21 protein-coding genes and 2 pseudogenes are annotated in these 24,846 nt (G+C 59.3%); 15 read left to right on the plus strand and 8 right to left on the minus strand.

The features are described 5' to 3' along the window. Window positions 1-62 precede the first annotated feature (62 nt). From PSPTO_RS13620 to PSPTO_RS13635, 4 genes are read left to right on the plus strand one after another with little or no spacing between them, the layout of a single operon-like run. A complete protein-coding gene (locus PSPTO_RS13620) occupies window positions 63-209 on the plus strand; it encodes a hypothetical protein (RefSeq protein ID WP_154072970.1) in 147 nt (48 codons plus the stop codon). Then, window positions 206-955, plus strand: coding sequence for a zinc ABC transporter ATP-binding protein AztA (aztA, locus tag PSPTO_RS13625; RefSeq protein ID WP_011104120.1), 750 nt, complete (start codon window positions 206-208; stop codon window positions 953-955). The genes PSPTO_RS13620 and aztA overlap by 4 nt, the downstream gene beginning before the upstream one ends. Beyond that, entirely contained in the window at window positions 952-1,821 is an 870-nt protein-coding gene (locus PSPTO_RS13630; protein ID WP_003376994.1) for a metal ABC transporter permease, read from the plus strand. Before aztA ends, PSPTO_RS13630 begins: the two co-directional genes overlap by 4 nt. 11 nt (window positions 1,822-1,832) lie before the next feature. Beyond that, window positions 1,833-2,729, plus strand: coding sequence for a metal ABC transporter substrate-binding protein (locus PSPTO_RS13635; RefSeq protein ID WP_011104121.1), 897 nt, complete (start codon window positions 1,833-1,835; stop codon window positions 2,727-2,729). Between the two features lie 49 nt (window positions 2,730-2,778). Here the strand turns inward: PSPTO_RS13635 and PSPTO_RS13640 are convergent, their stop codons facing one another. Next, on the minus strand, window positions 2,779-3,927 hold the full coding sequence (locus tag PSPTO_RS13640; protein ID WP_007245976.1) for an aldose epimerase family protein: 1,149 nt from the start codon (window positions 3,925-3,927) through the stop codon (window positions 2,779-2,781). Between the two features lie 299 nt (window positions 3,928-4,226). On the opposite strand from PSPTO_RS13640, the gene PSPTO_RS13645 reads away from it, so the two are divergent. The 4 genes from PSPTO_RS13645 (at window position 4,227) to araH (ending at window position 8,859) form a co-directional block, all read left to right on the plus strand. Further along, a complete protein-coding gene (locus tag PSPTO_RS13645; protein WP_011104122.1) occupies window positions 4,227-5,099 on the plus strand; it encodes an SMP-30/gluconolactonase/LRE family protein in 873 nt (290 codons plus the stop codon). Window positions 5,100-5,260: 161 nt separating this feature from the next. Then, entirely contained in the window at window positions 5,261-6,274 is a 1,014-nt protein-coding gene (locus tag PSPTO_RS13650; protein ID WP_007245978.1) for a substrate-binding domain-containing protein, read from the plus strand. Window positions 6,275-6,329: 55 nt separating this feature from the next. After that, window positions 6,330-7,853 (plus strand): L-arabinose ABC transporter ATP-binding protein AraG, encoded by a 1,524-nt coding sequence (gene araG / locus PSPTO_RS13655; RefSeq protein ID WP_011104123.1) that lies wholly within the window; start codon window positions 6,330-6,332, stop codon window positions 7,851-7,853. 40 nt (window positions 7,854-7,893) lie between these two features. Continuing rightward, the gene (gene araH, locus PSPTO_RS13660) at window positions 7,894-8,859 is read left to right on the plus strand and encodes an L-arabinose ABC transporter permease AraH (RefSeq protein WP_003377005.1); all 966 of its coding nucleotides are present in this window, start codon (window positions 7,894-7,896) and stop codon (window positions 8,857-8,859) included. Window positions 8,860-8,955: 96 nt separating this feature from the next. Here the strand turns inward: araH and PSPTO_RS13665 are convergent, their stop codons facing one another. The 4 genes from PSPTO_RS13665 to PSPTO_RS13680 are packed head-to-tail and all read right to left on the minus strand — an operon-like array spanning window position 8,956 to window position 13,458. Further along, window positions 8,956-10,281: a sensor histidine kinase gene (locus PSPTO_RS13665; protein ID WP_005762738.1), complete on the minus strand. Its 1,326-nt coding sequence runs from the start codon at window positions 10,279-10,281 to the stop codon at window positions 8,956-8,958. Next, the gene (locus PSPTO_RS13670; RefSeq protein ID WP_011104125.1) at window positions 10,278-10,979 is read right to left on the minus strand and encodes a response regulator transcription factor; all 702 of its coding nucleotides are present in this window, start codon (window positions 10,977-10,979) and stop codon (window positions 10,278-10,280) included. The genes PSPTO_RS13665 and PSPTO_RS13670 overlap by 4 nt, the downstream gene beginning before the upstream one ends. A 50-nt stretch (window positions 10,980-11,029) precedes the next feature. After that, window positions 11,030-11,809, minus strand: a complete 780-nt coding sequence (locus PSPTO_RS13675) for a MipA/OmpV family protein (RefSeq protein WP_005762734.1) — start codon at window positions 11,807-11,809, stop codon at window positions 11,030-11,032. Between the two features lie 59 nt (window positions 11,810-11,868). Beyond that, window positions 11,869-13,458 (minus strand): FAD-dependent oxidoreductase, encoded by a 1,590-nt coding sequence (locus PSPTO_RS13680; protein WP_005762732.1) that lies wholly within the window; start codon window positions 13,456-13,458, stop codon window positions 11,869-11,871. 288 nt (window positions 13,459-13,746) lie between these two features. Here PSPTO_RS13680 and PSPTO_RS13685 point away from each other — a divergent pair, with 288 nt between their 5' ends. From PSPTO_RS13685 to PSPTO_RS13705, 5 genes and pseudogenes are all read left to right on the plus strand, one after another. Further along, the gene (locus PSPTO_RS13685) at window positions 13,747-14,475 is read left to right on the plus strand and encodes a TetR/AcrR family transcriptional regulator (protein ID WP_005762731.1); all 729 of its coding nucleotides are present in this window, start codon (window positions 13,747-13,749) and stop codon (window positions 14,473-14,475) included. A gap of 63 nt (window positions 14,476-14,538) precedes the next feature. Beyond that, complete coding sequence (locus PSPTO_RS13690; RefSeq protein WP_005762729.1) at window positions 14,539-15,279, plus strand: hypothetical protein; 741 nt, start codon at window positions 14,539-14,541, stop codon at window positions 15,277-15,279. After that, window positions 15,279-15,746 (plus strand): hypothetical protein, encoded by a 468-nt coding sequence (locus PSPTO_RS13695; protein ID WP_005762727.1) that lies wholly within the window; start codon window positions 15,279-15,281, stop codon window positions 15,744-15,746. Before PSPTO_RS13690 ends, PSPTO_RS13695 begins: the two co-directional genes overlap by 1 nt. Window positions 15,747-15,865: 119 nt before the next feature. Beyond that, window positions 15,866-16,717 (plus strand): CAP domain-containing protein, encoded by an 852-nt coding sequence (locus tag PSPTO_RS13700; RefSeq protein WP_046463494.1) that lies wholly within the window; start codon window positions 15,866-15,868, stop codon window positions 16,715-16,717. A gap of 63 nt (window positions 16,718-16,780) precedes the next feature. Then, window positions 16,781-16,912, plus strand: a pseudogene (locus PSPTO_RS13705) (hypothetical protein); the annotation flags it as partial. A 28-nt stretch (window positions 16,913-16,940) separates the two neighbouring features. Here the strand turns inward: PSPTO_RS13705 and PSPTO_RS13710 are convergent. The 3 genes and pseudogenes from PSPTO_RS13710 to mqo all read right to left on the minus strand — a co-directional run bounded on the left by PSPTO_RS13710 (window position 16,941) and on the right by mqo (window position 22,295). Continuing rightward, window positions 16,941-17,318: a response regulator gene (locus PSPTO_RS13710; RefSeq protein WP_011104129.1), complete on the minus strand. Its 378-nt coding sequence runs from the start codon at window positions 17,316-17,318 to the stop codon at window positions 16,941-16,943. Next, window positions 17,315-20,296, minus strand: coding sequence for an ATP-binding protein (locus tag PSPTO_RS13715; protein ID WP_011104130.1), 2,982 nt, complete (start codon window positions 20,294-20,296; stop codon window positions 17,315-17,317). Before PSPTO_RS13715 ends, PSPTO_RS13710 begins: the two co-directional genes overlap by 4 nt. A gap of 361 nt (window positions 20,297-20,657) precedes the next feature. After that, window positions 20,658-22,295: pseudogene (mqo, locus tag PSPTO_RS13720) on the minus strand (malate dehydrogenase (quinone)). Window positions 22,296-23,176: 881 nt separating this feature from the next. On the opposite strand from mqo, the gene PSPTO_RS13725 reads away from it, so the two are divergent. Both PSPTO_RS13725 and PSPTO_RS13730 read left to right on the plus strand, forming a co-directional pair. After that, a complete protein-coding gene (locus tag PSPTO_RS13725) occupies window positions 23,177-23,854 on the plus strand; it encodes a (2Fe-2S)-binding protein (RefSeq protein WP_005762712.1) in 678 nt (225 codons plus the stop codon). Continuing rightward, window positions 23,854-24,837, plus strand: a complete 984-nt coding sequence (locus tag PSPTO_RS13730) for an FAD binding domain-containing protein (RefSeq protein WP_005762709.1) — start codon at window positions 23,854-23,856, stop codon at window positions 24,835-24,837. Before PSPTO_RS13725 ends, PSPTO_RS13730 begins: the two co-directional genes overlap by 1 nt. Window positions 24,838-24,846 lie beyond the last annotated feature (9 nt).

The following is a 24,846-nucleotide window of genomic DNA, read 5'->3' on the forward strand; positions in this document are numbered from 1 at the left end:
TTTAATAACATTTGCAAGACTGCTATGTAATACTGTAACGAATAGTTGCAGGTTACTCTCGCGTGAAAATTCCTTCTACCTCTTCAGTCGCAAGTGCTTCGATAGCAGGCTCCGTTCTGGCCCAACCAGCCTGGAAGCGGGTCCTGTTTTCTCTGGCCATATTGGCGTTGCTGTGGCTGGCCATCGGCTGGTCGGTGGCCATTCCGTGAGCGCTGCCATTGGCCTGGAAAACCTGACCGTCGCCTACGAGCGTCGCCCGGCGGTGCACCACATCAGCGGGCGCTTCGAAGCGGGCAGCCTGACGGCAATTGTCGGGCCGAATGGCGCGGGCAAATCGACCCTCATCAAAGCCATCGCCGGCACCATGAAACCGGCTCAGGGGCATATCGACCGGGGCCGTCTGGCGACCCGCACGATTGGCTACCTGCCGCAGGCCGCGGAGATCGACCGCAGCTTTCCGCTGAGTGTTGCCGACACGGTTTCGATGGGTGCCTGGCACAGCATCGGGCCATTTCGCAGCCTGACGCGCAATCATGCTCGCCTGACCCAAGAGGCTTTGCACACGGTCGGGCTGGAAGGGTTTGAAGCGCGCAGCGTCGGCTCGCTGTCGTCCGGGCAGTTTCAGCGTGTGCTGTTTGCGCGGCTGTTGTTGCAGGACGCCTCGGTGATCCTGCTGGACGAACCGTTTACCGCCATCGATGCACGCACCACCCGCGACCTGCTGGAGCTGGTGCGGGTCTGGCACGGGCAGGGCAGGACGGTGATCGCCGTGCTGCACGATATCGAACAGGTGCGTCAGCACTTTCCGCAAACCCTGTTGATGGCCCGCGAAGCCATTGCCTGGGGTGAGACCTCGCATGTGCTCAGCGACGCCAACCTGCGCAAGGCGCGCAACATGGCTGAGTACTGGAGCCCCGACGCCTCGCTGTGTGATGCCGAGGATGAACGCTCATGATGCTGTATAGCCTGATTGTCGAGCCGTTTGTCGAGTTCGGTTTCATGCGCCGCGCGCTGGTGGCGTGCCTGGCATTGGGCATTGGCTCAGGCCCGGTGGGCGTGTTGCTGATGCTGCGGCGCATGAGCCTGGTCGGCGATGCGATGAGCCATGCGGTTCTGCCAGGGGCTGCGGTGGGTTTCATGATCGCCGGCCTGTCGCTCCCCGCGATGGGCTTTGGCGGGCTGATCGCCGGGCTGGCGGTGGCGTTGCTGTCCGGGCTGGTCAGCCGGCTGACCTCGCTGCGTGAAGACGCCAGTTTTGCCAGTTTTTACCTGACTTCATTGGCTGCCGGGGTGCTGATCGTCTCGCTGCATGGTTCCAGTGTTGACCTGTTGCATGTGCTGTTCGGCACCATTCTGGCCATTGACGACACCGCCATCTACATGGTGGGCAGCATTGCGTCGTTCACGCTGGTGCTGTTGGCGGTGATCTATCGCCCGCTGGTGCTGGAGTGCTTCGATCCGGGGTTTCTACGAGCAGTCGGCGGGCGCGGCTCGCTGTACCACGTGCTGTTCCTGTTGCTGGTGGTGCTGAATCTGGTCGCAGGTTTTCAGGCGTTGGGCACCCTGATGGCGGTGGGCATGATGATGCTGCCTGCCACCGCCGCACGTTTCTGGAGCAATTCGCTGAGCGGCCTGATGGTCATCTCAACGCTGATTGCCACTCTCTCCGGCCTGATCGGCCTGATCGTTTCCTACCACCTTGGCGTCGCTTCGGGGCCGGCCATCGTCCTTACCGCCAGCGCGTTCTACGGTTTGTCCCTGTTATTCGGGCGCACGGGCATCGTGCGTCGACTGTTTCCCAAACCTCACCTGGCTCACTGAAAAGGTATGTCATGAAACGATTGGTGGTGTTGAGTTCCATAGCTGCACTGGCGTTGTCGGCATTTGCCAGCCTTGCCCAGGCCAAACCGCTGGAAGCGGTGGCCTCGTTCACGGTAATCGCCGACATGGTCAGCACCGTCGGCGGCGACCGTGTCCATGTCAAATCGCTGATCGGCCCCAATGGCGACCCGCACGTCTACGAGCCGACGCCCGGCGACGCTCAGGCGCTGAAGAATGCCGACCTGGCGTTTGTCAGTGGTCTGCATCTGGAAGGCTGGATGGACCGGCTGATCAAAGCGTCGGGCTACAAGGGCCAGCCGGTGGTGCTTTCCGATGGCATAAAAACCCGCAGCATGGACGAAGACGGTAAGCGCATTGTTGACCCGCATGCGTGGAACAGCGCGGCGAACGGGGTGGTTTACGTGCGCAATATCATCGCTGCGCTGAAAAAAGCTGATCCGCAAGGGGCCAGTGAGTATCAGGCCAATGGCGAGCGCTACATTCTTGAATTGCAACAACTGGATCTATACGCCCGCGATCAGATTCATTCGATTCCTGCGGCCAATCGCAAGATTCTCACCTCCCATGATGCGTTCGGTTATTTCGGCGATGCCTACGGTGTGACGTTCCTGTCACCGCTGGGGCTGTCCACTGAGTCTGAAGCCTCTGCAGCCGATGTCTCGAAACTGATCCGTCAGATCAAGGCCGAGCATGTCAGCGCCTACTTCTTCGAGAACTCCAGTGACCCGCGTCTGGTCAAGCAGATTGCCCAAGCCAGCGGTGCTCAGCCGGGCGGCGAGTTGTATGTGGAGTCGTTGTCGCCAGCTGACGGCCCGGCAGCGACTTACGCCAAGATGTTTCGCTACAACGTCGATACCCTGACAGCGGCCATGAAGCGCAATCAATAAACGGACAGTCGCGCAGCTAAGGTTTCCCGGAGCTGCGCGCGTCAACGCCTCAGTTGTTCAGGAATTTGAACACAGTGGTCTGGGTGTAGGCTTTGCCTGGGTCCAGTCGCGTGCTGGGGAATTTCGGCTGGTTGGGCGCGTCAGGGTAGTGCTGGGTTTCCAGCGTGAAAGCGCCCCAGTGCGGATAGACCTTGCCGCCCTTGCCGTGAATGCTGCCATCCAGGAAGTTGCCGGTGTACAGCTGCACGCCGGGCTCGGTAGTGAACAATTGCAGCGTGCGGCCCGATTGCGGGTCGCTGACCTCGGCGGCGAGTTTCTTCACATCGCCTTTGCTGTCCAGCACCCAGTTGAAATCAAAGCCGCCCTGTTTGGGTTCGGCATATTTCAGCTGCTGGTGGTCATCCTTGATGTGTTTGCCAAACGCGGTGGGCTTGAGGAAGTCCATCGGCGTGCCGGCGACGGCGGGCAGTTCGCCCGTCGGGATCAGCTTGTCGTTGACCGGGGTGTAGTGCGAAGCGTGAAGGGTGGCGACCTGCTTGAGCACATCGCCGCTGCCTGCGCCCGCGAGGTTGAAATAGCTGTGGTTGGTCAGGTTCAGCACCGTGGGTTTGTCGGTGGTGGCGCGGTAGTCGATTTTCAGTTCATTCTTGTCGTTCAGGCTGTAGGTGACTTCAGTCTGCAACGTGCCCGGGAAACCCATCTCGCCATCCGGCGACACGTAGGTCAGTTTCACGCCGACCGAATCACCGGTCCTGGTTTCTTCCGCCTTCCAGAGTCGCTTGTCGAAACCCTTGTCGCCGCCGTGCAGGGCATTGGTCTTGTCGTTGAGCGGAACCTGGTAGGTCTTGCCATCCAGACTGAATTTGCCGCCCGCCAGACGGTTGCCGAAACGGCCGATGGTCGCGCCAAAATAAACCGTGCCGTTGCTCTGATAGCCCTGCACATCGTCGAAGCCCAGCACGATGTCTTCCACCTTGCCAGCCTTGTCGGGCACCAGCAGTGATTGCAGGGTTGCGCCATAAGTGATGATGCTGGCCTGCACGCCATGGCTGTTGCGCAGGGTATATTTCTCGATGGCGCTGCCATCGGGCAGTTGCCCAAACGCGCTGTGTTCGCTGGAGAGTGCTGCGGCCTGTGCGGTCAAGGTACTGATCATCAAGGACAGTCCAAAGGTGCTGAGAAGAGCATGCTTTTTCATCTGATCTACCCGCTTTTATTGTTATTGGTAAGACTATTTGACCGGATTTCTTCCGATGCATGCATTTATAGTCGATAAAATGCCGCTTGAAAAATGAATTGTAATACTATTTAGTAGCGCAAGCGGCACTGAAGGCTGACGAGATCACCTTAGCCGATCTGACATTTTTTTGCCGGACAGGCCGGTTTTACAGCTGACCGGCCGACTGAAGGCTCGGGCTGGCAAGGCCTGTGTTATGAGCATTGAAGCAATACACACCTAAAAAAGTGCCTTTACAACAATAACAAAGGACATTTTTCATGAACTGGCTGCCCGTTTCCGAGCACCGTTTCAAACTGGCTGAAGGCGCCTTCTGGGATGCCGAAGCAGAGGCCCTGTACTGGGTCGACATCGCCGGATTTCTGGCCTGTCGGCTGGTCGCCGGGGAGTATCGTCAATGGCGCATGCCTGAGCCGGTGTCCGCGTTTATCCCCACTGAACAGGGCGATGCGCTGGTGACACTGGCCAGCGGCGTCTATCGCCTGGACCTGACCTCTGAAAGAACCTCATTGTCGTTGTTCTGTGTCGCAGACCCGACCCCCGGTAATCGCGCCAATGAAGCCCGTTGCGATGCGAACGGCCGCCTCTGGCTGGGCAGCATGCAGAACAATATTGACGCCGGAGGCGGCGATGTACCTCTGGTTCGTCGTTCGGGCGGGTTGTTCCGGGTCGATGCCGACGCGAGCGTGACGCGTTTGCTGGATGGGCAGGGCATCGTCAACACCTTGCTATGGAACACCGACGGCAGCGTGCTGTACAGCGCCGATACCCTCGACGAGGTTATCTACCAATACCCCGTGCTGGTAGATGGCACGCTGGGGCCCCGCCGGGTCTGGGCGGCCGAGCAAAGCCGTGGTTCGCCCGACGGTTCGGCGATGGATGCCCAAGGCTATGTCTGGAACGCGCGCTGGGGCGGCAGTTGCCTGATCCGTTTTGCGCCCGATGGCAGCGTCGACCGGATTGTCGATTTACCGGTCAGCCATCCCACCAGTTGCGTGTTCGCAGGTCCCGACCTGCAGACGCTGTATGTCACCAGCGCAGCGCCTGGCGATGCGCTGGGGCAGTTCGACGGCGCGGTACTGACGGCGCACGTCGGTGTCAGCGGCAAAGCATGTCAGCGTTTTGCAGGCTGACGGAGCGTTCGCGGCCGCCCGCATTTACAAGAGTGACATTCGGTTACATAGCAGTCATTCATTATATGGTATGACTATTTGATCGGTTCTGGACGCATCTGCGTTCTCGACCGCCACCTCGCTGAATGTTGTAGCTATTCAATAAAAATAAGGAGTTAGCTATGTTGAGTCGTCACGGGATTCGTTCCTTGTGCTGTGCCGCCGTCACCACTGCCATTCTCGGCATGAGTGGTGTTGCCTCTGCTGCTGAAGAAGTCAAAATCGGCTTCCTGGTCAAGCAGGCTGAAGAGCCTTGGTTCCAGACTGAATGGGCATTTGCCGAAAAAGCCGGCAAGGAGCATGGTTTTACGGTGCTCAAGATTGCCGTGCCAGACGGTGAAAAGACCCTTTCCGCTATCGACAGCCTGGCCGCCAACGGCGCCAAGGGCTTTGTGATCTGCCCGCCCGATGTTTCTCTGGGCCCTGCAATCGTGGCCAAGGCCAAGGCGCTCGGCCTGAAAGTCATGGCCGTGGACGATCGTTTTGTCGACGCCAAAGGCAATTTTATGGAGGACGTGCCGTATCTGGGCATGGCAGCCTTCGAAGTGGGTCAGAAGCAGGGGGCCGCCATGGCCACCGAAGCGAAGAACCGCAAGTGGGATGAGGGCGGATGGAAAGGCACCTACGCGATCATCAACACCTACAACGAACTGGACACCGGCAAGAAACGCACCGACGGTTCTGTGAAGGCGCTTGAAGAGGCCGGTTTGCCGAAAGATCACATCCTGTTCACCGCGCAGAAAACCCTTGATGTTCCGGGCAGCATGGACGCCACCAACTCGGCGCTGCCAAAACTGCCGGGCGATGCGAAAAACCTGATCATCGGCGGCATGAACGACAACACCGTACTGGGTGGCGTACGCGCTACCGCCAGCAACGGTTTCAGCGCCAAAAACGTGATCGGTATCGGCATCAACGGCACCGATGCCATCGACGAACTGAAGAAAAAGGAAAGCGGCTTCTTTGGCTCGATGCTGCCAAGCCCGGACAAGGAAGGCTACAACACCGCGCTGTATATGTATAAGTGGGTCACCGAAGGTGTGGAGCCGCCTAAATACACCGCCATGGACGACGTGACATTGATCACCCGCGCCAACTTCCAGGAAGTATTGACCAAGATCGGTCTGTGGAAGTGAGCTGAACGAGGGGCCTGATTTTCAGGCCCCTCACACGTGCGAGGAGGTTGGTTTCATGCAACAGGCTATCGAGCAAACAGCCACAGGCGGTGCCTTGCGCTTCAATGGCATCTGCAAGGTATTTCCCGGCGTCAAGGCGCTTTCGGACATCAGCTTCGAGGCCCGCCCTGGCAGTGTCCATGCGCTGATGGGGGAGAACGGCGCAGGCAAATCCACGCTGCTGAAGATTCTGGGCGGCTCTTATCAGCCCAACAGCGGCACCCTGCAGATCGGTGAGCACAGCTATCAATTCAAATCCACCGCCGAGAGTATCGCGGCGGGTGTGGCGGTGATTCATCAGGAGCTGCATCTGGTGCCGGAAATGACCGTCGCCGAGAACCTGCTGCTCGGGCACATGCCTAATCGTTTCGGCTTGATCAATCGTGGCGCCATGTACCGTCGAGCCGGTGAGCTGCTCAAAGGTCTGGCCGACGAGATCGACCCGCGCACGCGCTTGGGCGACCTGTCGCTGGGCCAGCGGCAACTGGTGGAAATCGCCAAGGCCATGTCGCGCAACGCTCATGTCATCGCGTTCGACGAACCCACCAGCAGCCTGTCGGCGCGCGAGATCGACCGTTTGATGGCGATCATCGTGCGGCTGCGGGATGAGGGGCGGGTGATTCTGTATGTGTCGCATCGTATGGAAGAAATCTTCCGGGTCTGCGATGCCGTGACCGTCTTCAAGGACGGGCGCTTTGTCAAAACCTTCGAGCAGATGGCTGATCTGGACCACGACCGGCTGGTGACTTGCATGGTCGGTCGCGATATTCAGGACATCTACAACTATCGTCCACGTCAGCATCAGGGGCCGAGCCTGCGGGTCACCGGTCTGTTGGGGCTGGGCTTGCAGGAGCCAGTGAGTTTCGCCGTGCAGAAAGGCGAGGTGCTGGGCTTTTTCGGTCTGGTGGGCGCAGGTCGTACCGAGCTGTTTCGCATTCTTTCCGGGCTGACGCGCAGTACCGCCGGCAGCCTGCAACTGGACGGTCAGCCGCTGACTTTGAAGTCGCCACGTGATGCCATTGCGGCCGGGGTGCTGCTCTGCCCGGAAGACCGCAAGAAAGAAGGCATCGTGCCGCTGTCCAGCGTCGCGGAGAACATCAACATCGGTGCGCGGCCCCGGCATGTGAATCTTGGCTGCCTGATCCAGGGCGGCTGGGAGCGGGACAACGCGCGTGCTCAGATCAAGTCGATGAACGTCAAGACGCCATCGCCCGAGCAACAGATCATGTTTCTGTCCGGCGGTAATCAGCAAAAAGCCATTCTCGGTCGCTGGCTGTCGATGCCGATGAAAGTCCTGCTGCTGGACGAGCCGACCCGCGGGATCGATGTCGGAGCCAAATCCGAGATCTACGAGATCATTCACACATTGGCCGCCGATGGCATTGCCGTGATCGTGGTGTCCAGCGACCTGATGGAAGTCATGGGCATTTCCGATCGTATTCTGGTGATGAGTGAAGGCGCCATTACCGGTGAACTCAACCGCGACGAGGCTGACGAGTCGCGACTTCTGCAATTGGCTCTGCCACGCACGCGCGGCTAAAAACGGTCCCCTGACCATGAACAATAAAAAAGAGGTGCGTATGTCTACCGAATCCAGCCTTCAGGCTCCCCGTCAGGGCATGAACCTGCGTCGTTTTGTCGATGACTGGGTGATGCTCCTGGCTGCCGTGGGAATTTTCCTGCTGTGTGCCGTGTTCATCGACAACTTCATGTCACCGCTGAACATGCGCGGTCTTGGCCTGGCGATTTCTACCGTGGGCATTGCCGCCTGCACCATGTTGTTCTGCCTGGCGTCCGGGCACTTCGACCTGTCGGTGGGCTCGGTGCTGGCCTGCTCCGGGGTCATCGCCGGTATCGTCATTCGCGACACCGACAGCGTGTTTCTCGGTGTGTCGGCAGCGCTGGCGCTGGGGCTGGTGGTTGGCCTTATCAACGGCATCGTCATCGCCAAGCTGCGTATCAATGCGCTGATTGCGACATTGGCGACCATGCAGATCGTGCGCGGGCTGGCCTATATCTTCTCCAACGGCAAGGCCGTCGGTGTTTCCAACGAAGACTTCTTCATCTTCGGCAATGGCCAGATCTACGGCGTGCCGGTGCCTATTCTGATCACCATCGCCTGCTTCATGTTCTTCGGCTGGTTGCTCAACTACACCACCTACGGGCGCAACACGATGGCCATCGGCGGTAACCAGGAAGCCGCGCTGCTGGCGGGCGTGCATGTCGATCGCACCAAGATCATCATCTTCGCAGTACACGGCCTGATCGGTGCGTTGGCGGGTGTGGTACTGGCTTCCCGCATGACCTCGGGCCAACCGATGATCGGCCAGGGCTTTGAGCTGACCATCATCTCGGCTTGTGTGCTGGGCGGGGTCTCGCTAAGTGGCGGTATCGGCATGATTCGTCATGTGATCGCTGGCGTGCTGATTCTGGCAATCATCGAGAACGCGATGAACCTGAAGAACATCGACACCTTCTACCAGTACGTGATTCGCGGCACGATTCTGCTGTTGGCGGTGATCATTGACCGGATGAAGCGTCGCTGACACCGATACCTTGGTCCGTGGGGGGATTCACGGGTTTCTCTCCTACGGCCTGTACGTGATCAGCGCCTGTGTGGCGCTGCGGATTCGACACTGGGCTCACTCGCCCATCACTGCCTGAACCCGGAAATCCAGCCCCGCTCGGGTGCCCAGTGTCGGCATTGACTCCAGCGTCAGCCTCCATTGAAAACGCTCGCAGATGCGCCGCACCAGAAACAGCCCCAGGCCCTTTCCAGTGCCTGCTCTGGTCGAGTTTCTCAGCAGTGACAGGTAGTGGCGGGCGGCTTGCGCCGTGTCGAAGCCTTCGCCCGAATCGGTCACGCTCAACACGCCTTCCTTGAGGCGCACGGCAATTGTTCCGTCGTAGGTATTTTCGGCGGCATTGCGCAACAGGTTGCCAATGGCGATGCGCAACATCGCCTCCGGCACGCGCAGGCTGAGCGTCTGGTGGATGTGCACCGAAAACTGCACGGGTTTGCCGTCCAGCAAGTGCTGGTGATCCTTGATCAGGCCGGGCAACAAGCGGTCCAGTTCGACAGGGTCGTCCGGGCTTGAGGCCACAGGTTCGCGCGACAGGTACAGCAGCGCGACCATGATTTCGGTCAGGTTGTCCACAGTTGCCCGCATGCGCTGGATCGGCGGCGCGGCACAGGCTGGCAGCGTTTGCCTGGCCAGCACATCCAGCGCGCCGCTGATCACCGCAATGGGCGTGCGAAACTCATGACTGGCCTGATCGAGAAGGGCGCGTTCACGAGCCATGAACTGTTCGACCCGTTCCAGGTGTGCATTGATGCCCCAGGCAATGTCCTTGAGTTCTTCCTGTTCATAGTGCATCGGCAGTCGTTGCGAGAGGCGTTCCGGGTCGAGTTGCTTCATGCCCAGCGCAAGCGCTTGAACCGGGCGGTGCAGGCGCACGTACAGCCAGGCAATCACGGCAATGATCAGCATCAGATTCATGACCAGAAAAGTCGCTCCGATGATTGCGATGAGGTTCTGCTCCCGCTCCAGATCGCTGATGTCGATGGCCGCTACCAAACGTTCCTTGCCCAGCGAGGTGACCAGCACGGCGTAGTCGGGGTCGGAAAAGCCTGAAGCTCTACGGTCCAGATCGCCCTCGCTGTAGAAACCTGGTGCAAGTGATGCGAGAAAAAGCGGCATGCCGGTCGCGGCAGTATCAGTGTGGGTGTCGTTCGACAGTTTCCATATCTGAATTCTGTCGCCTTTCTGGGGTTTGGGCTGTGGCGTGTCTGCAAGGGCATTGGCTGTCGCGGTTTCAAGCAATTCTTTCCAGATCGGGTGATCGATGAGCTCTTGGCTCATGAACCCCTGAGTCGCCAGGCCGGTGGTCATCAACAGTCCGAAACCCAGCAAAATTGCGCTGATCAGACGATGCAGGCTGCCCCGGCGGCCAGGGAGACTGATCATGCGCACATGCACAGGCGAAAGCCAATGCCCGTTACTGTATGGAGCAGCTTTTGCTCGGCGATCCGCTCGCCATCGATGGTCTTTCTGAGCAAATGCATGTGCGAGCGCAACAGGTCGCCGTCGGGCACGCTGTCGCCCCAGATGAGCAGCTCCAGTTGCGTGCGCGTAACAACGTGCGGCGAGTTGCGCATCAGCACCTCCAGCAGGGTTCGTCTGATCGGCGAAAAGGGCAGTTGGACACCGCCGCGCATGATGGTTTGTGTGCCCAGGTCGAAGCACAGATCGGCGACTTCCAGCACCTGCCGCACATCCGAGCGCTGATGACGGCGGGCAGCCAGCACCCGCAGACGAATTTCCAGCTCAGGCAGGGCCAGCGGTTTGACGATGTAATCGTCCGCACCCGACTCAAAGCCCAGCAGCTTGTCGTCCAGTTGGTCCTTGGCGGTCAGCAGCATCACCGGCACCGGATTGCGCAATTGGGTGCGCAGGTGACGCAGGAGGCTGATGCCGTCCATGCGCGGCATCATCCAGTCCAGCACGATGACGTCGTAGTGGTTTTCGCTGATCAGACGCATCGCGGATTTGCCGTCGGGCGCCGCATCCAGCGTATGTCCGCAGGCTTCCAGGTAGTCGAACATATTGGCGGCCAGCGCCAGATTGTCTTCGACGATTAAAACACTCAGTGATCGTTCGATCATGATGGGCTCGCGGTGAGTCGACTTCAGGGCCACACAGGCGGCGCCGGGCATCAGAACTTTCTTGATATGCCGATAAACATCGACGTGGAACTGTCCGTGTCACGCTCCACCAGCGGGCTGTCGCTCAGTTCATCCGGCAGTGCGCTGTAGCGCAGGTTGCCCGAGACTTCCCACTGTTTGCCGATGGACCGGGAAAAACCGAGACCGGCATAGGACACCGTGGCGCTGCCTGGACGGTACCGGGCAATGCCGCGTTGCTCTTCTTCTTTCAGCGTACCGTAGTAGTAATTCACCAGGTTGCCAGACATATGGGTGGCACCGATGTTGGGCTTGAAGCGGGTTTTGCCCCAGGTGAAGGGGTACGCGTATTCAAGGTTCAGCGAGTAGCCATCGCTGGCACCGCTGATGTCGTTTTTGGCGACCCCTTCAAGCTGGCCGGCAGCGCCGCGCAGTTTGGCGGCCAAGCCTGCGTCGATGCCATTGTCGCGGTCTTCCAGCAGGTCGCGGTCGATGCCGTTTCTGGCCAGTTCGCGGCGACCGAAGTCGTCACGATCGATGCCGTCCATCTGCAGGGCAACAATGGCATCGAGGGAGAACGACTCGGTGTTGATCAGGTGATAACCCGCGGTTACGCCGTTCACGTAAAAACGTTCGCCTTCATATTTAATCAACGGAATCGGGTTGACCTGTGTGCCGACGCCTGCATAAGGGCTTTCGCTGATTGCCGCGCCCAGGCCCAGGCTGAAATCGCCCGGTTCAGCGTGGGCAAACGGCAACGACAGGGCAGGAAAAGCAACAACGGTCAGTGCGGGAAGGAAAAAGTGTTTCATGACGGCGGCTCTCTGAGTGATCTTTCTGGCGTGTATCAGTGTGCGATGGCGCGTGTCGTTTACATGTCGCGGCCGGTGATCTGGCCGGGTGGGCCGGTCACCCTGGCCAGATAGCGCTTGATTGCCGCCACAAAGTCGCCCACGGCCACCAGACCGACATACCCGTCGGGACGTACCAGAAAGATGATGTTTTCCTCAGCGCTCACGCCATAGGCTTCGCACGCCTGACCGGCTTCATCAACCAGACCGTCGCGGTCATCACCGACGTGCTTGGGCCGCACGGCAAAGGTCCGCAGGCAGTGCTTGTCGTGGCTGTCGAACGCTTGCGTCGCAGCGATGGCATGCGCACCAAACGCCAACAGTGTGAAGTGCCCGCCCCGGAAGACGTCGAACAGCTGTGTGCTCCCGCAGCGCTGCTGCGAGCAGGTGGCATCGGGTGCGCGGTCGCCTGCCTGGACCTTGCCGTCGACGTTGTCTGTACTGTTCAGTGAAAGCGACCTGCCGCGGTAGTTGAGCAACAATTGCCGCTCCTTGTCGCCACGCCTGAACCTGGGGATGCCTGCCCCGGTGGTGTTATTGAACAGTTCGCTGGACAACTCCAGCACTGCCGCCGCCACCGGTCTGCGTTCCTCTTCGTAGGTGTCGAGCAGTGCCTCGGGCGCGCCCCCCAGCACCGCTGCGAGTTTCCAGCCCAGGTTCCAGGCGTCCTGCACACCGGTATTGAGGCCTTGCGCGCCGGCGGGGGTGTGCACATGGGCAGCGTCGCCCGCGAGAAACACCCGTTCGACCCGATAGCGCTCGGCCAGGCGCACATTGGGCCGGAACACTGAAAGCCACGTCGGGCTGTGCAGGCGAATCTTCTTCTGGCCGGTGGCTGCCAGCCAGCGGGTCTGAAGGGTGTGCTCTGACAGCTCCGGAACGGGTTCGTCGGCGTCCAGGCGCATCATCAGCTGGAACAGGTTTGAATGCGGCATTGGACACAGGCCGATCATCGCGCCTTTGCGCATCGGCCATATATGCCATGCATCCCGTGAAAGCCCGTCCACCTCCAGGTCGCCGACGATCATCCGGCCTTCCCGAGACGTCGCGCCTGCGAAGTTAACGCCCAGTTGCTTGCGCACGAAACTTTTGCCACCGTCAGCGCCGACCAGATAGCGTGCGTGCACCGTACAAGTCTGCCCTCGGCAATCGAGCTGCACAGTGACACCTTCGGCATTCTGTTTGATGTCGCAGGCTTCAGTTGCCCATTCGACCTGAATGTCCAGTTCTGCCAGTCGGTCACGCAACACCTGCTCGGTGCGCCATTGCGGCACCAGCCATGCGTTCGGGTAGGGGATATCTGCTGCCTGTTTCTGGTACTTCATCATGTTCCATTTGATGCTCAGGAACGAAACATGAAACTTCATCGGCGGATACAGCTGCCCGGCGCGCAATAGAGGCGCTGCGACGCCAAGGCTATCGAACACTTCCAGAGTGCGCGGCTGTATACCTTTGCCGCGAGAGCCATTGAACGGCGCCGCCGCTTTTTCAATGATTCTGACGTTGATACCGCGCCGGGCCAGGTCGCAGGCAAGGGTCAGGCCGGTGGGTCCGGAGCCGATAATCAGAACGTCGCAAATGTCCTGCTCAACAGGTGGGTATGTATGCATTTTGAAGGTGCCTGCCTGGAGAAAATATCGTCTTCTGACGCATCTGAACTCCGCATGTGTGGGAGCCACTTCCAGCGGCTGATCGTTTATTTTTTATTTCGGATACGATGTATCCATAAATTGTTTCTGTCAACGAATCCGATACCTCGCCAAACGGGAAAACAGACGAACGGCGACAGCGTTGGCGGCAAAACAGGGGCTAGCCGTAAGCGCTCATGTTGGGCTTATAATCTGCGCATGACTGAAGACTTGAAGTGCCAAGCCGTTCCCGGGAGCCCTCGCTGGTGGATGAATCGCGCACCCCGCGTGGAAAAAAGCGCAGGGCGGGGTCGTCCTTCCGTGTCGGTCGAGCGGATTGTTGCCACGGCACTTGAAGCGGTCGATGAGGTGGGTGCGCAGGCATTCAATATGCGCATGCTTGCCGAGCGCCTTGGGTCCGGGACGGCGACGCTCTATCGGCATTTCGCCAGCAAGGACGAGATACTGATTTACGTGGTCGATAGCGTGCTGGGCGAACTGCTTGCGGATCAGCCCGAGGCGGTTGAACTCGTACCGCAAGGGCAGGGCAGCGAAGGATATTCCTGGCAAAAGGCCTGCGCATCCGGGGCCGAGCGCCTTTATGGCGTGTTGCGCAGGCATCCGGGTATCTTGCCGTTGCTGGTGTCGCAGATACCCATCGGGCCTAACGGGCTCAAGCGCCGCGAGCAGGGTATTGCGCTGTTTCTGGCCAACGGCTTCCCTGCCGAACTGGCTGCCCGTGCCTACACGTCGGTCGCCCACTACGTACTGGGTTTTGCCATACAACAACACTCAAGCGCCTCAAGCGAGGCTGCGGAAGGCGAGGAACTGGTCGAGTTTTTCGCCGCGCTTGATGCGAGCGAATACCCGGCCATTGCCACCGCCGGACGCCATCTGCCCGGTATTTCGGTGGAGGAGGAGTTCAGGTTCGGCTTGAAGCTGATAATCGACGGGCTGGAACTCGCCGCGTCGGCCTGGCGAAAGGCTGACGGGTGTTGAAGCCTGCAGTTGCTTGAAGGCAAGTTTTGCGAACGAAGTTTTTACTCTCACACGGGATGTGAAATGAAGCTCTACGAGAACGTCGTCATCGGGAATTTTCTCTACGGATTAGGGTTCGCCCTTGGCGCGCAGCTCAAATCGGGACAGTTGCCCAGTATGGTCAATCTGCTCCAGCAGACCCCCGATGACAAAAGGCTGGGTGATGTGCTGATGGCGTTTCCGGGAACGGTCAGGCTGATCGAGTTCAAGACCGAAGCCAACAAATCCATGAAAGAACAAAACCGCCACGCCTTCCTGTGCCAGGTTCTGTCGCAGCGACTCGAGCAATTACCCAGCCTGCCTGACGTATCACGCAGGGTGCATTGGTACATCGAAACAGCGCCTGTGCCGGAGGCTGCGCTCAAGGCCCGGATAGAACCTTATCTTGATGCACTCGGTGAGGGTCATCGTCTGAGACCCAAGACGCCCGAGAGGTTTCAGGACTTCATACAGGAGCTGGCTCAGGGGATTTTGCAGGGCGTTACGGCCCAGGGCAGCCAGAACGAGCGAGATTATCTGGACCTTGTCAGGCTGGCTCAAGGGCCGGAAGACATCGGTACGGCCGGGCTGGTGCTCATCGCGGGCAGTGGCGGCGGGCTGCATTTCGCCGCGTTGCGCGATTTGATGGAATTGAACCTGCCGCACGGCCAGTGGATCGAGTACAACAAGAATTTTGACCGGTCCATCGAGCTGCAAAGGCAAATGCCGGAACTCGAGCGTAAAGGACCTGTACACAAGCTGAGCAAAAAGGGCATGGAGCGATGATGAACAGAGAAAACCAGGCAGTGGATCACGACCGGAATTTTGAGCTGATCTTTGGCGCTGCACAGAAAATACTCGAAGCTGCCAAAGCCAATCAGGATGCTTCCATCAAAACAGCCGAGTCCTTGAGAGCGCTTGAAAAGGGCTTCGAGCAAAGGCTAAGCAAGCTGGAAGGCACCGTCACAGAGAGTATCGACAGCTCCGTGGACCGCACCTCTACCAAAGCGGCCAAGCTGCTCTGCGAAAAGTTCGATGAAGCAGACGCTGCGGCGATTAGGGCTGCCAGGCTCTACAACGCTTCAGCCAAGGCGCTCGACAAACGTAGCTGGATTTACTTTCTTACCGCACAGCTCGCGCTGGTGGCCTGCGTGGCAGGGGCAGTCTATTTCTGGCTGCCTTCGTTCAACGAAGTCGCGGCGTGCCGTGCCGAGCTGGCCAAACCCGAGGTGCGGGCTGCTCGCCCTCGATAGCGAGTCGAGTGGCTCACAGCCAGAAAGAAGGCATGAACCTTGTGCGCTTTTCAGGGTCCTATTCGGGCCCTGAAAATCAAGGTGCACAGCGGTTACCATCCCTCCAGAGCCAGCCCCCAATGCCTCAAATGCGTTTTCTTTCCTGGCCTCTTATCGCGCTGCTGGCACCGCTTGCCGGCGCCGCCATTGCCGGTGGCGAGCGACAGCTGGTCGAGTCGATCAACGACTATCGTGCTCAGCCGCAGCGTTGTGAAGCAAACACGCCCAAGGCCTCCAGGCCGTTGGTGCTCAAGGCGAACGTGGCCCTGCCAATCGATTTTTCCGGCAGTTCTCGCGATGCGCTCAAGACCTCGGGTTACCAGGCGGTGACGGTGCGGACCCTTCGGCTGGTCGGTGCGCAGAGCGCAAGCGAAGCGTTCGGCATCCTCAAAAGCCGCTACTGCAGCGCTTTGCTCGACCCGCAATACGCTGACATCGGCATTACTCAGGAGGGAGCCGATTGGCGTGTGGTGCTGGCCAAGCCGTTGATCGACAGCAGCAAGCTGGAAGATGCGCGTTCTGCTGGCCGACTGTTGCTGGCGCAGGTCAATGCTGCGCGGGCCAAGCCGCGGATGTGTGGCAAACGACCTTTTCCGTCGGCTCGCCCGCTGACCTGGAACACCACACTGGAAATGGCCGCGCAGGGACACAGCCAGTCGATGGCCAGCGAAAACTACTTCACCCATCGCGGCTTCGATAACGATTCACCCGCCGATCGTGCACGGGCGGCGGGCTATGGCGGACGGCAGATTGGGGAAAACATCGCTGCAGGGCAGAGTTCTGCGAGCAAAGCCATGGCCAGTTGGCTGGCCAGTCCAGGACACTGCGCAAATCTGATGAACCCGATGTTCACCGAAGTGGGCGCGGCGTACGCGAAGGGCAGCGACACCGAATACGGTATTTACTGGACCATGCTGTTCGGCGCGCCCTGATCAACCAGAAAGCCGCCTGCAGCGGGCGGCTTGCCTCTGGCCTGGCCTTGATCAGGTTTTTATTATCACCCGGTGCTTTACTGGCTGGTCATTCTTTCAACCAGCACTGCTGGCACCACGATGTCGGACTTCATGGACCGCACGCTCGGGCTTGGCTACGCGATGGGCTCCACGGTTCTGATCGCCATGTTGATCGACAATCGCCACCGCAAAACTGCAGTGCTCACACGTTGAGCAACTCGCTCAGTGCCTTGTCCAGTTGCTCGGCGCTGAACGGTTTGGCAACGCAGCGCTGGTCGATCCATACGTCGGGTATCCCCAGGCGCCCGTACCCCGAGCAAAACATGAAGGGGATGCCGCGATGGGCGATAGCGGCGGCGATCGGAAACGAATTACCGCCGATGATGTTGACGTCCAGTATGGCGAGGTCGTAGTCGCCATGGCGGGCGTATTCGATGCCGTCGTCCAGCGTGCTGGCGTGATAGGCCGTAGCGAAACCCAGGTCTTCGAGCATCATTTCCATCAGCATCGCGAGCATCGTCTCGTCTTCCACCAGCAACACCCGTTGGGCCGGGCGCTGGTTGTCTGCATTTGAATTCATAGACTGCTTTCCGGCTTTTCTGGCCACGGGATCAGCATTGACCAACTGACACCTGTACTGGCGAACTTGATGTCGACCTTGCCTTTGAGTTCGCGCTCGATACTGCGGCGTATCAAACGCAGGCCAAAGCCTTTTACGTTGCTCGCAACGACCGGCGGGCCTTCTGTTTCCAGCCAGTCGATACTCAACGTGGGCGGGTTGTGATGACTGTTCAAGGTGGACGCCACCGTCACCTGACCTGCAGGCGAGGAAAGCGCGCCATGTTGCAATGCATTGGCCATCAGTTTGTGAAGCACCATTGAAAGCGTCAGGGAAATCCGCGGTTCGAGTCTGACCGGGTCTCCTGTGAAGGTAATCCGGTGCTGCCCGCCGTTCACGTCTTGCAGCTGTGCCAGCAGATCGGCCAGCTCGGTGGACATCCACTCTGCGCGCGCCTGACTCAGTGCAAACAGGCGTGCATCGAAGCTTTTGCGAAAGGAATCGAGTGAGGTCGAGCTGTTTACCGTAAGAGAAGCGATAGCCTGAACGGTTGCCAGCGTATTTTTGACCCGGTGATTCAACTCGTTCAACAACCCCGCGCGGGTCAGGCGATCTTCCAGTTGCTGACGCTCCAGCTTGCTGGAAATCGATTGCGCCAGGCGGTGTGTGGTGCCGCTCTGTTTCAGGAAGGTCGACTCGCCAATCGTGTCCTGCCCTTGGTGCATGGGCAGCGTGAAGGAAAACACACTGCCTGAATCAAGCGAGCTATCGGCCCATAAACGCCCGCCGTGAGCGGTGATAATGCCCTGGCAGATGTACAGCCCCAGGCCGTTGCCACGCGGGTTGCCTTCTTTCACTGACCAATACCGCTGAAAAATATAGGGCAGGTGTTGCGCCGGAATGCCGATCCCGTCATCACTGACCCTGAACAGCACGTCGTCACCATCGGCCACTGCGTCGATATTGATTCGACCGCCTTTGGGGGTGAACTTGATGGCATTGCCAACCAGATTGGACAGCACCTGAAAGATCCGTTCCGGGTCCGCGTCGATCACCAGGCCCTGCGCAGAGGTGCAATTGAGCTCGATATTCTTCTCGGTCGTCAGCATGACCAGCAGGCTGCAGGCTTCTTCAAGCAGGCTGGTGACACTCAATGCAAGGCGCGACAACTGATAACGGCCAGCCTCGATCTGCGCGGTGTCGAGCAGATCCTCGAGCAGGCTGTTCATGCGCGTTGTGGCTTTCTCGATGGTGCCCAGGGCGCGACGGATGTTGCGGTTTTCAAAGTTCGTGTCGTCGACCGCCCAGCGTTGCATCATGCCGCATTGCATGATGATGATAGACATCGGGTTGCGCAGGTCGTGGGAAACCACCGCAACCAGTTCGTCACGCAAGCGAACCGCTTCCTGCTCGCGCTGCACCTGGCGTTCCAGGTCACTTTCCAGGGCTGAACGGCGAATGTCTTCGGCGCCATAAAGATCTGCCCGCGACCAAGGGCGGGCGATGCCGGTGACTTCCTGCTTCCAGACATCGAACGATTGCCGTGGACGCAGGCCATGGCTTGCCGAGCCTGCCGCGCGGGTGCTGACATGATGTGCCGGGTTGCCGCTCCAGTTCATGGTGGAGGCAAGCTGGGAGCGAAACCACATGACGGCATTGTCGACCGGCTTGGGCAGCGTGAAGGCAATGACCCCGCTGGCAGTCTCGCGGTAGGCGGCGCTCTCGGGACGTTCTCTTTGCATTGAGTCAGTGTGAAACACGCCCAGCCCTTGCAGGCCCGTGGCACGCTCTTTGGACCGTTGGCGGGTGAGGCCGGTGTCACGAATCCACTGGTAAAGGGCTCGAACCTCCTCGGATGTGGGGCATTGACCGAACAGATGAACCTGGTCGTCAATCAGCACGGCCGCGCCATCGGCCTGCGTCAGGGCCTGAAGCAGCTGTGGACGGCTTACCAGACCGTGGAGAATTTCATGGTCGGCGCGGTTCATGGCATCCGCCAGTTGCCCGAGCAGGACGACTTTTTCTTCGCGCTCGCGCTGAATATGAGTGGCGACGATTGCGGAAATCTTTACTGACAACAGTTGGCCGATCATAGCGCAGGCATCGCGCAGTTCTCTGGACACCAGCAGCGGCTCGGGATGGCTGCAGGTAATCAGCCCCCACAGCTCGCCGCCGTCCAGTAGCGAGATACTCATGGATGAGCGCACGCCCATGTTTTTCAGGTACTCGCAGTGAACAGGAGACACGCTGCGCAGTGTCGAGAGGCTCAAGTCCAGCGGTTGCCCGGTCGCGGGTCGCAACGTCGGTATCAAGGCCACAGGAACGTAGGTGGCATCGGGAATGAGCCGAATCCAGTTCAGGCGATACAGTTCTCGCGCCTGGGCGGGAATGTCGGAGCCCGGGAAGTTCAGGCCGCTGTAGCTGGGCAGGGGGCCGGTAAGTGCCTGGGCAACGACCTTGCCATGACCCTCGGGCTCGAACCGGTAAATCATGACCCGGTCGTAACCGGTGAGCGCCTGAATCTCGTGCACGCCGATATCGAACAGCGTCTCCAGGGTTGTGGCGGCCTGCAGATTGCGCAACACACGGGTGATGATTCTGGACTGTTCGTGAGCGGCTTCGACAAAGGGCTCCAGCTCGATGATCAGTACATCCCCGGCACGGCTCAGCGACGCATTGTAATCCACGGCCCTCACCGTCAGTCGTATCGGATCGCTGTTGGGCATCGCAGGCTGGCTGTACGCCTGATTGATGAGCATTGAATGTGCCGCTGACAGCAGGATCGACAGGGGTTGGCCCAGCAGCTCGGCGCTTTCCAGGCCAAGACTCTTCGCGCAATTGGCGCTGACCTGTTCAATGCAAAGCGGATCACCTGCGACGCTGAGCAAGACGCCATGAGGCTGAATCGCGCCAGGGATCCGGATCGGCTCACGTGCACATTCAGCAAGCGCTGCTTCAAGCGCTGCATCGGGATTCGCGTCCAGTGTGTGCTCGATCATATGCATCAACTCCATCTGATATTTCACCCGGAAACAGCCGGCCGCTGCAGTTGCCACACAATGCATTTGTCATGCAGTACGAGGAATTTGGAGAGGTTTTCGTCAGCCACAGCGAAGCTTCGGGCAGCTAGCGGCCCAGATTGACAGCGCAAGAAAATGCGAGGTTGCCGCGAAGGTGCGGCGTGGAGACCTGGATAATGCGCTCTGCTGATGCAAGCCAGAGATCGAAGGAAGCTGGCCACCATAACAGGTGCCGGGGAGATGCGTGGTTTTAACTGATTTTTGCGGATGGTATACCGCAGATACAAAAAAGCCCCGCCAGACAAGGTCTGGCGGGGCTCTGCTTCAAGCGTTGAAAGCCTTAAAGCGCCATGTCACTGGCTGGATTGCTTTTCGCTGGCTGGGCAGCAGGCGTTGGAGCCGTGCCTGTCTTGTTTACCGGCGGTGGTGGAGTCAGTTGCAGGACTTCGGCGGTGTAAGCCCATTCCTCGGCAACGCGATCCGGGTTGTTGTTCAGCTTGGTGCCGTAGCTAGGCACGATCTGGCGCAGTTTTTCCTGCCAGGCCGGGGTCGCTACCTTGTCCTTGAAGACCTTCTCAAGCACGCCGAGCATGATCGGCGCGGCAGTCGAAGCACCTGGCGATGCGCCCAGCAGACCGGCAATGGAGCCGTCCTTGGAAGCAACGATTTCGGTACCCAGTTTCAGAACGCCGCCTTTTTCTTCGTCACGCTTGATGATCTGCACGCGCTGACCAGCCTGCATCAGACGCCAGTCTTCTTTCTTGGCGTTCGGGAAGTACTGTTGCAGAGCAGCGAAGCGATCGTCGTCAGACATCATCACCTGACCGGCCAGGTATTCGATCAGCGGGTACTGTTCGATACCGACGCGGGTCATCGGCCACACGTTGTGCGTGGTGGTGCTGGTCAGCAGATCGAAGTACGAACCGTTTTTCAGGAACTTCGTCGAGAAGGTCGCGAACGGGCCAAACAGGATCACGCGCTTGCCATCCAGAACACGGGTGTCCAGGTGGGGAACCGACATGGGCGGGGCACCGGTCGACGCGATGCCGTAGGCCTTGCCCATGTGTTGCATGGCGAGGTCCTGGTTCTCGGTGACGAGCCACGAACCGCCAACCGGGAAGCCGCCGTATTCCTTGGCTTCCGGGATACCCGACTCTTGCAACAGATGCAGAGCAGCACCGCCGGCGCCGATGAACAGGAACTTGGTGTCGGTTTCGGTGGTGGTGCCGTCTTTCAGGTTTTTGTACTTGACGCGCCAGGTGCCGTCGTCGTTATGAGTGATGTCTTCGACTTCGCTCGACAACTGCAGGTTGAAGTTGGACTTGGTTTTGAGGTTGCCGACGAACTGACGGGTGATCTCGCCGAAGTTGACGTCGGTGCCGATCGGGCTCCAGGTCACGGCCAGCTTCTGCGCCGGGTCACGACCTTCCATCATCAACGGGACCCACTTCTTTATCTGCTCGTGGTCTTCGGAGTACTGCATGCCGCTGAACAGCGGGCTGGCTTGCAGGGCTGCGTAGCGCTTGCGCAGGAACTGGATGTTGTTGTCACCCCACACGAAACTCATGTGCGGTGTGGAGTTGATGAACGAACGCGGGTTCTTCAGAACGCCGGTCTTGACCTGCCAGGACCAGAACTGACGGGAAATCTGGAACGCTTCGTTGATCTCGATAGCCTTGGAGATATCAACGTTGCCGTTCTTGTCTTCCGGGGTGTAGTTCAGTTCGGCCAGTGCCGAGTGACCGGTACCGGCGTTGTTCTAGCCGTTGGAGCTTTCTTCGGCGACGCCATCGAGGCGCTCGACCATTTCCATCGACCAGCTTGGCTCCAGCTCGTTGAGCCAGACCGCCAGGGTTGCACTCATGATGCCGCCGCCGACGAGCAGTACGTCGACTTTCTTGGTTTCAGCCGCCTGCACAGGCATCAAGCCCATGGAAATGGCCATACCCAAAAGGGCCGTATTCACTTTTTTAAACATTCTGCCATCCATTTGATAAACGCCATCCGCCGACTGTTCCTCAGGATCAGGTCTGTCACACGCATCGAAGCATGCGACAAACGCTCGCACCCAAAGGGACTAGAGGTGGACATACAAGGCCAATATAATACCGCTCGAGACCTCAATTTATGTCCTGCTGCGCTGACTTCTTATCATCATTGGATTCAGCGTCATGAGTGACATTTGCTCTATTGGCATACTGCGCTGCACCGGGAATCGTTACCCTTAGAGCTGCTGCAGACACGCCTTGTCAGCCTGTTCACGGAGTCTGAGACGCCGCATTGGGGCGTGGAGGCACGTTTGACGCGTCATTTATGCACGCATGCTGCGCCACACCCACGGTGCCGTATCGGCAAAGACGCGGCATTTTCGCATAATGTGCACCCCCGTTGCGAGATGCCATCATCAAATCAGGCTTGAATGCCCTGATTTAGACGCTTCAAGGTTGATCTAGCCGCTGTCTGTATCGTCATTTCGCCCCCAGTCTTTAGCCCGTCTGACGGAATCACCCATGAAATCTTCCCGAACTTGATCCCAATCAATGGCATTCATGAGCCTGGTTCACAAGGGCTTGTGGGTGCGCGCGGCTAATCAAGGCTCCTGCCGGCTGTTAGGGTCAACAGTCGGCTGTCGTGTACAGAGGATGCAATCTCTGGACACAGGTACCCCGTCAATGAGTTGGAACTTTAGCCGCGCTCGCCAGTTAAACAGTTACCGGTGATAGCGTTTTGGTTCTTATTGCCGACGACAGCAACGTGTCAGCGAGCGGCTTGTAAGCATACGGTTCAAGGTCCGGGCCGCTGACCACACCATAACGTCCGTCGCTTTATAGCAGCGTCGGCTAATACCGAGTGACCCTGATGAGTGAACCCAAGAAGCACAAGGACGCTGCTGTGGACGACCGTGCCGTGCAGCCATCGCGCCGAAATTTTCTCAAGTTTGGCGCTTCAGGCATTGCTGCAGCCACGCTTTCCACCTGGATACCTTCCGACGGCATGCTTCAGGCAGCGCCCGTTGCACCGGTGCTGCCGGTTGTGGAAGACCGCGACGCACCCGCCGCCGGAGAGCACCGTATTCAGCTGAAGGTCAACGGCCAGGTGCATACCCTGAACGTTCCGGCCAATGCAGTACTGCTCGATGTACTGCGTGACCGCCTGCAACTGACCGGCACCAAGAAAGGCTGCGATCACGGCCAGTGCGGTGCCTGCACGTTGCTGGTCAACGGCGTGGCGATCAACTCGTGCCTGTCCATCGCGGTGCAGCATCAGGGCGACAGCATTACCACCATCGAAGGTCTGGCCGAGAACGGCAAGCTGCATCCGGTTCAGGAAGCCTTCTGGGAACACGATGCTTACCAGTGCGGCTACTGCACTTCGGGGCAGATCATGAGCGCAGTCGCGATTCTCAAGGATCCCAATCTTGGGTCCGATGATGCCAGCGTGAGGGAGGCCATGAGCGGCAACATCTGCCGCTGCGGTGCCTACAAGAATATTCTGTCGGCCGTGCAGTCGGCGCGCTCGAAGATGGGAGCAGTCTGATGCGCACGTTCGATTATTCACGGGCCGCGTCGCCCGCACAGGCTTTCAGCACGGCGTCGGGTCAGGGTCAGCGTTTCTATCTGGCAGGCGGCACCACGTTGCTGGACCTGGTCAAGCTGGACGTCATGCAGCCCGAGCAACTGGTGGACATCAACCACCTGGCGCTGAAACAGGTCGAATCGCTGCCTGATGGGCGTCTGCGTATCGGTGCGCTGGTCAGCAACACTGACCTGGCCAGCCACCCGCTGGTGCAGCAGCGTTACCCGGTATTGTCCGAAGCGATTCTGGCGGGCGCCTCGACCCAGTTGCGCAACAAGGCCACCACCGCGGGTAACCTCCTGCAGCGCGTGCGTTGCCCGTATTTTCGCGACAACGTCTCGGCTTGCAACAAGCGCCAGCCCGGTTCTGGCTGCGCAGCCATCGGCGGCCTGAACCGCAGCGTGCATGCGGTGCTGGGCACCAGTGATCACTGCATTGCGACGCACCCCTCGGACATGTGTGTGGGCATGGCGGCTATTGGTGCGCAGATTACCGTTCAGGGCGTCAACGGCTCGCGGGATATCCCGTTTGCCGACTTTCACCTGTTGCCGGGTGATTCCCCGCAACGCGAACACGCACTGGCGGCCCACGAACTGGTCACTCATGTGACCCTGGATGCACCGCTGGCAGGCAGTCGCTCTTCCTATCTGAAACTGCGCGACCGCACGTCTTACCAGTTCGCGCTGGCGTCGAGTGCAGTGATTGTGGTGATGGACGGCAAGCGCATTACCGATGCGCGTATCGCGCTGGGTGGCGTGGGCACCAAGCCGTGGCGGGCCGTTGAGGCCGAGCGCGCCTTGATCGGCCAGCGCGCCGACATGGGCACCTTCGCTCAGGTCGCAGCGCAGGCGATGAAGGGCTCCCGTGCCTACGAACACAACGCCTTCAAGATCCCGCTGGGTCAGCAGGTCATCGTCCGCAACCTTCGTGACCTCACGGCCTAGGAATTTCTC

This window comes from Pseudomonas syringae pv. tomato str. DC3000, from assembly GCF_000007805.1.
Taxonomy (GTDB): Bacteria; Pseudomonadota; Gammaproteobacteria; order Pseudomonadales; family Pseudomonadaceae; genus Aquipseudomonas; species Aquipseudomonas avellanae.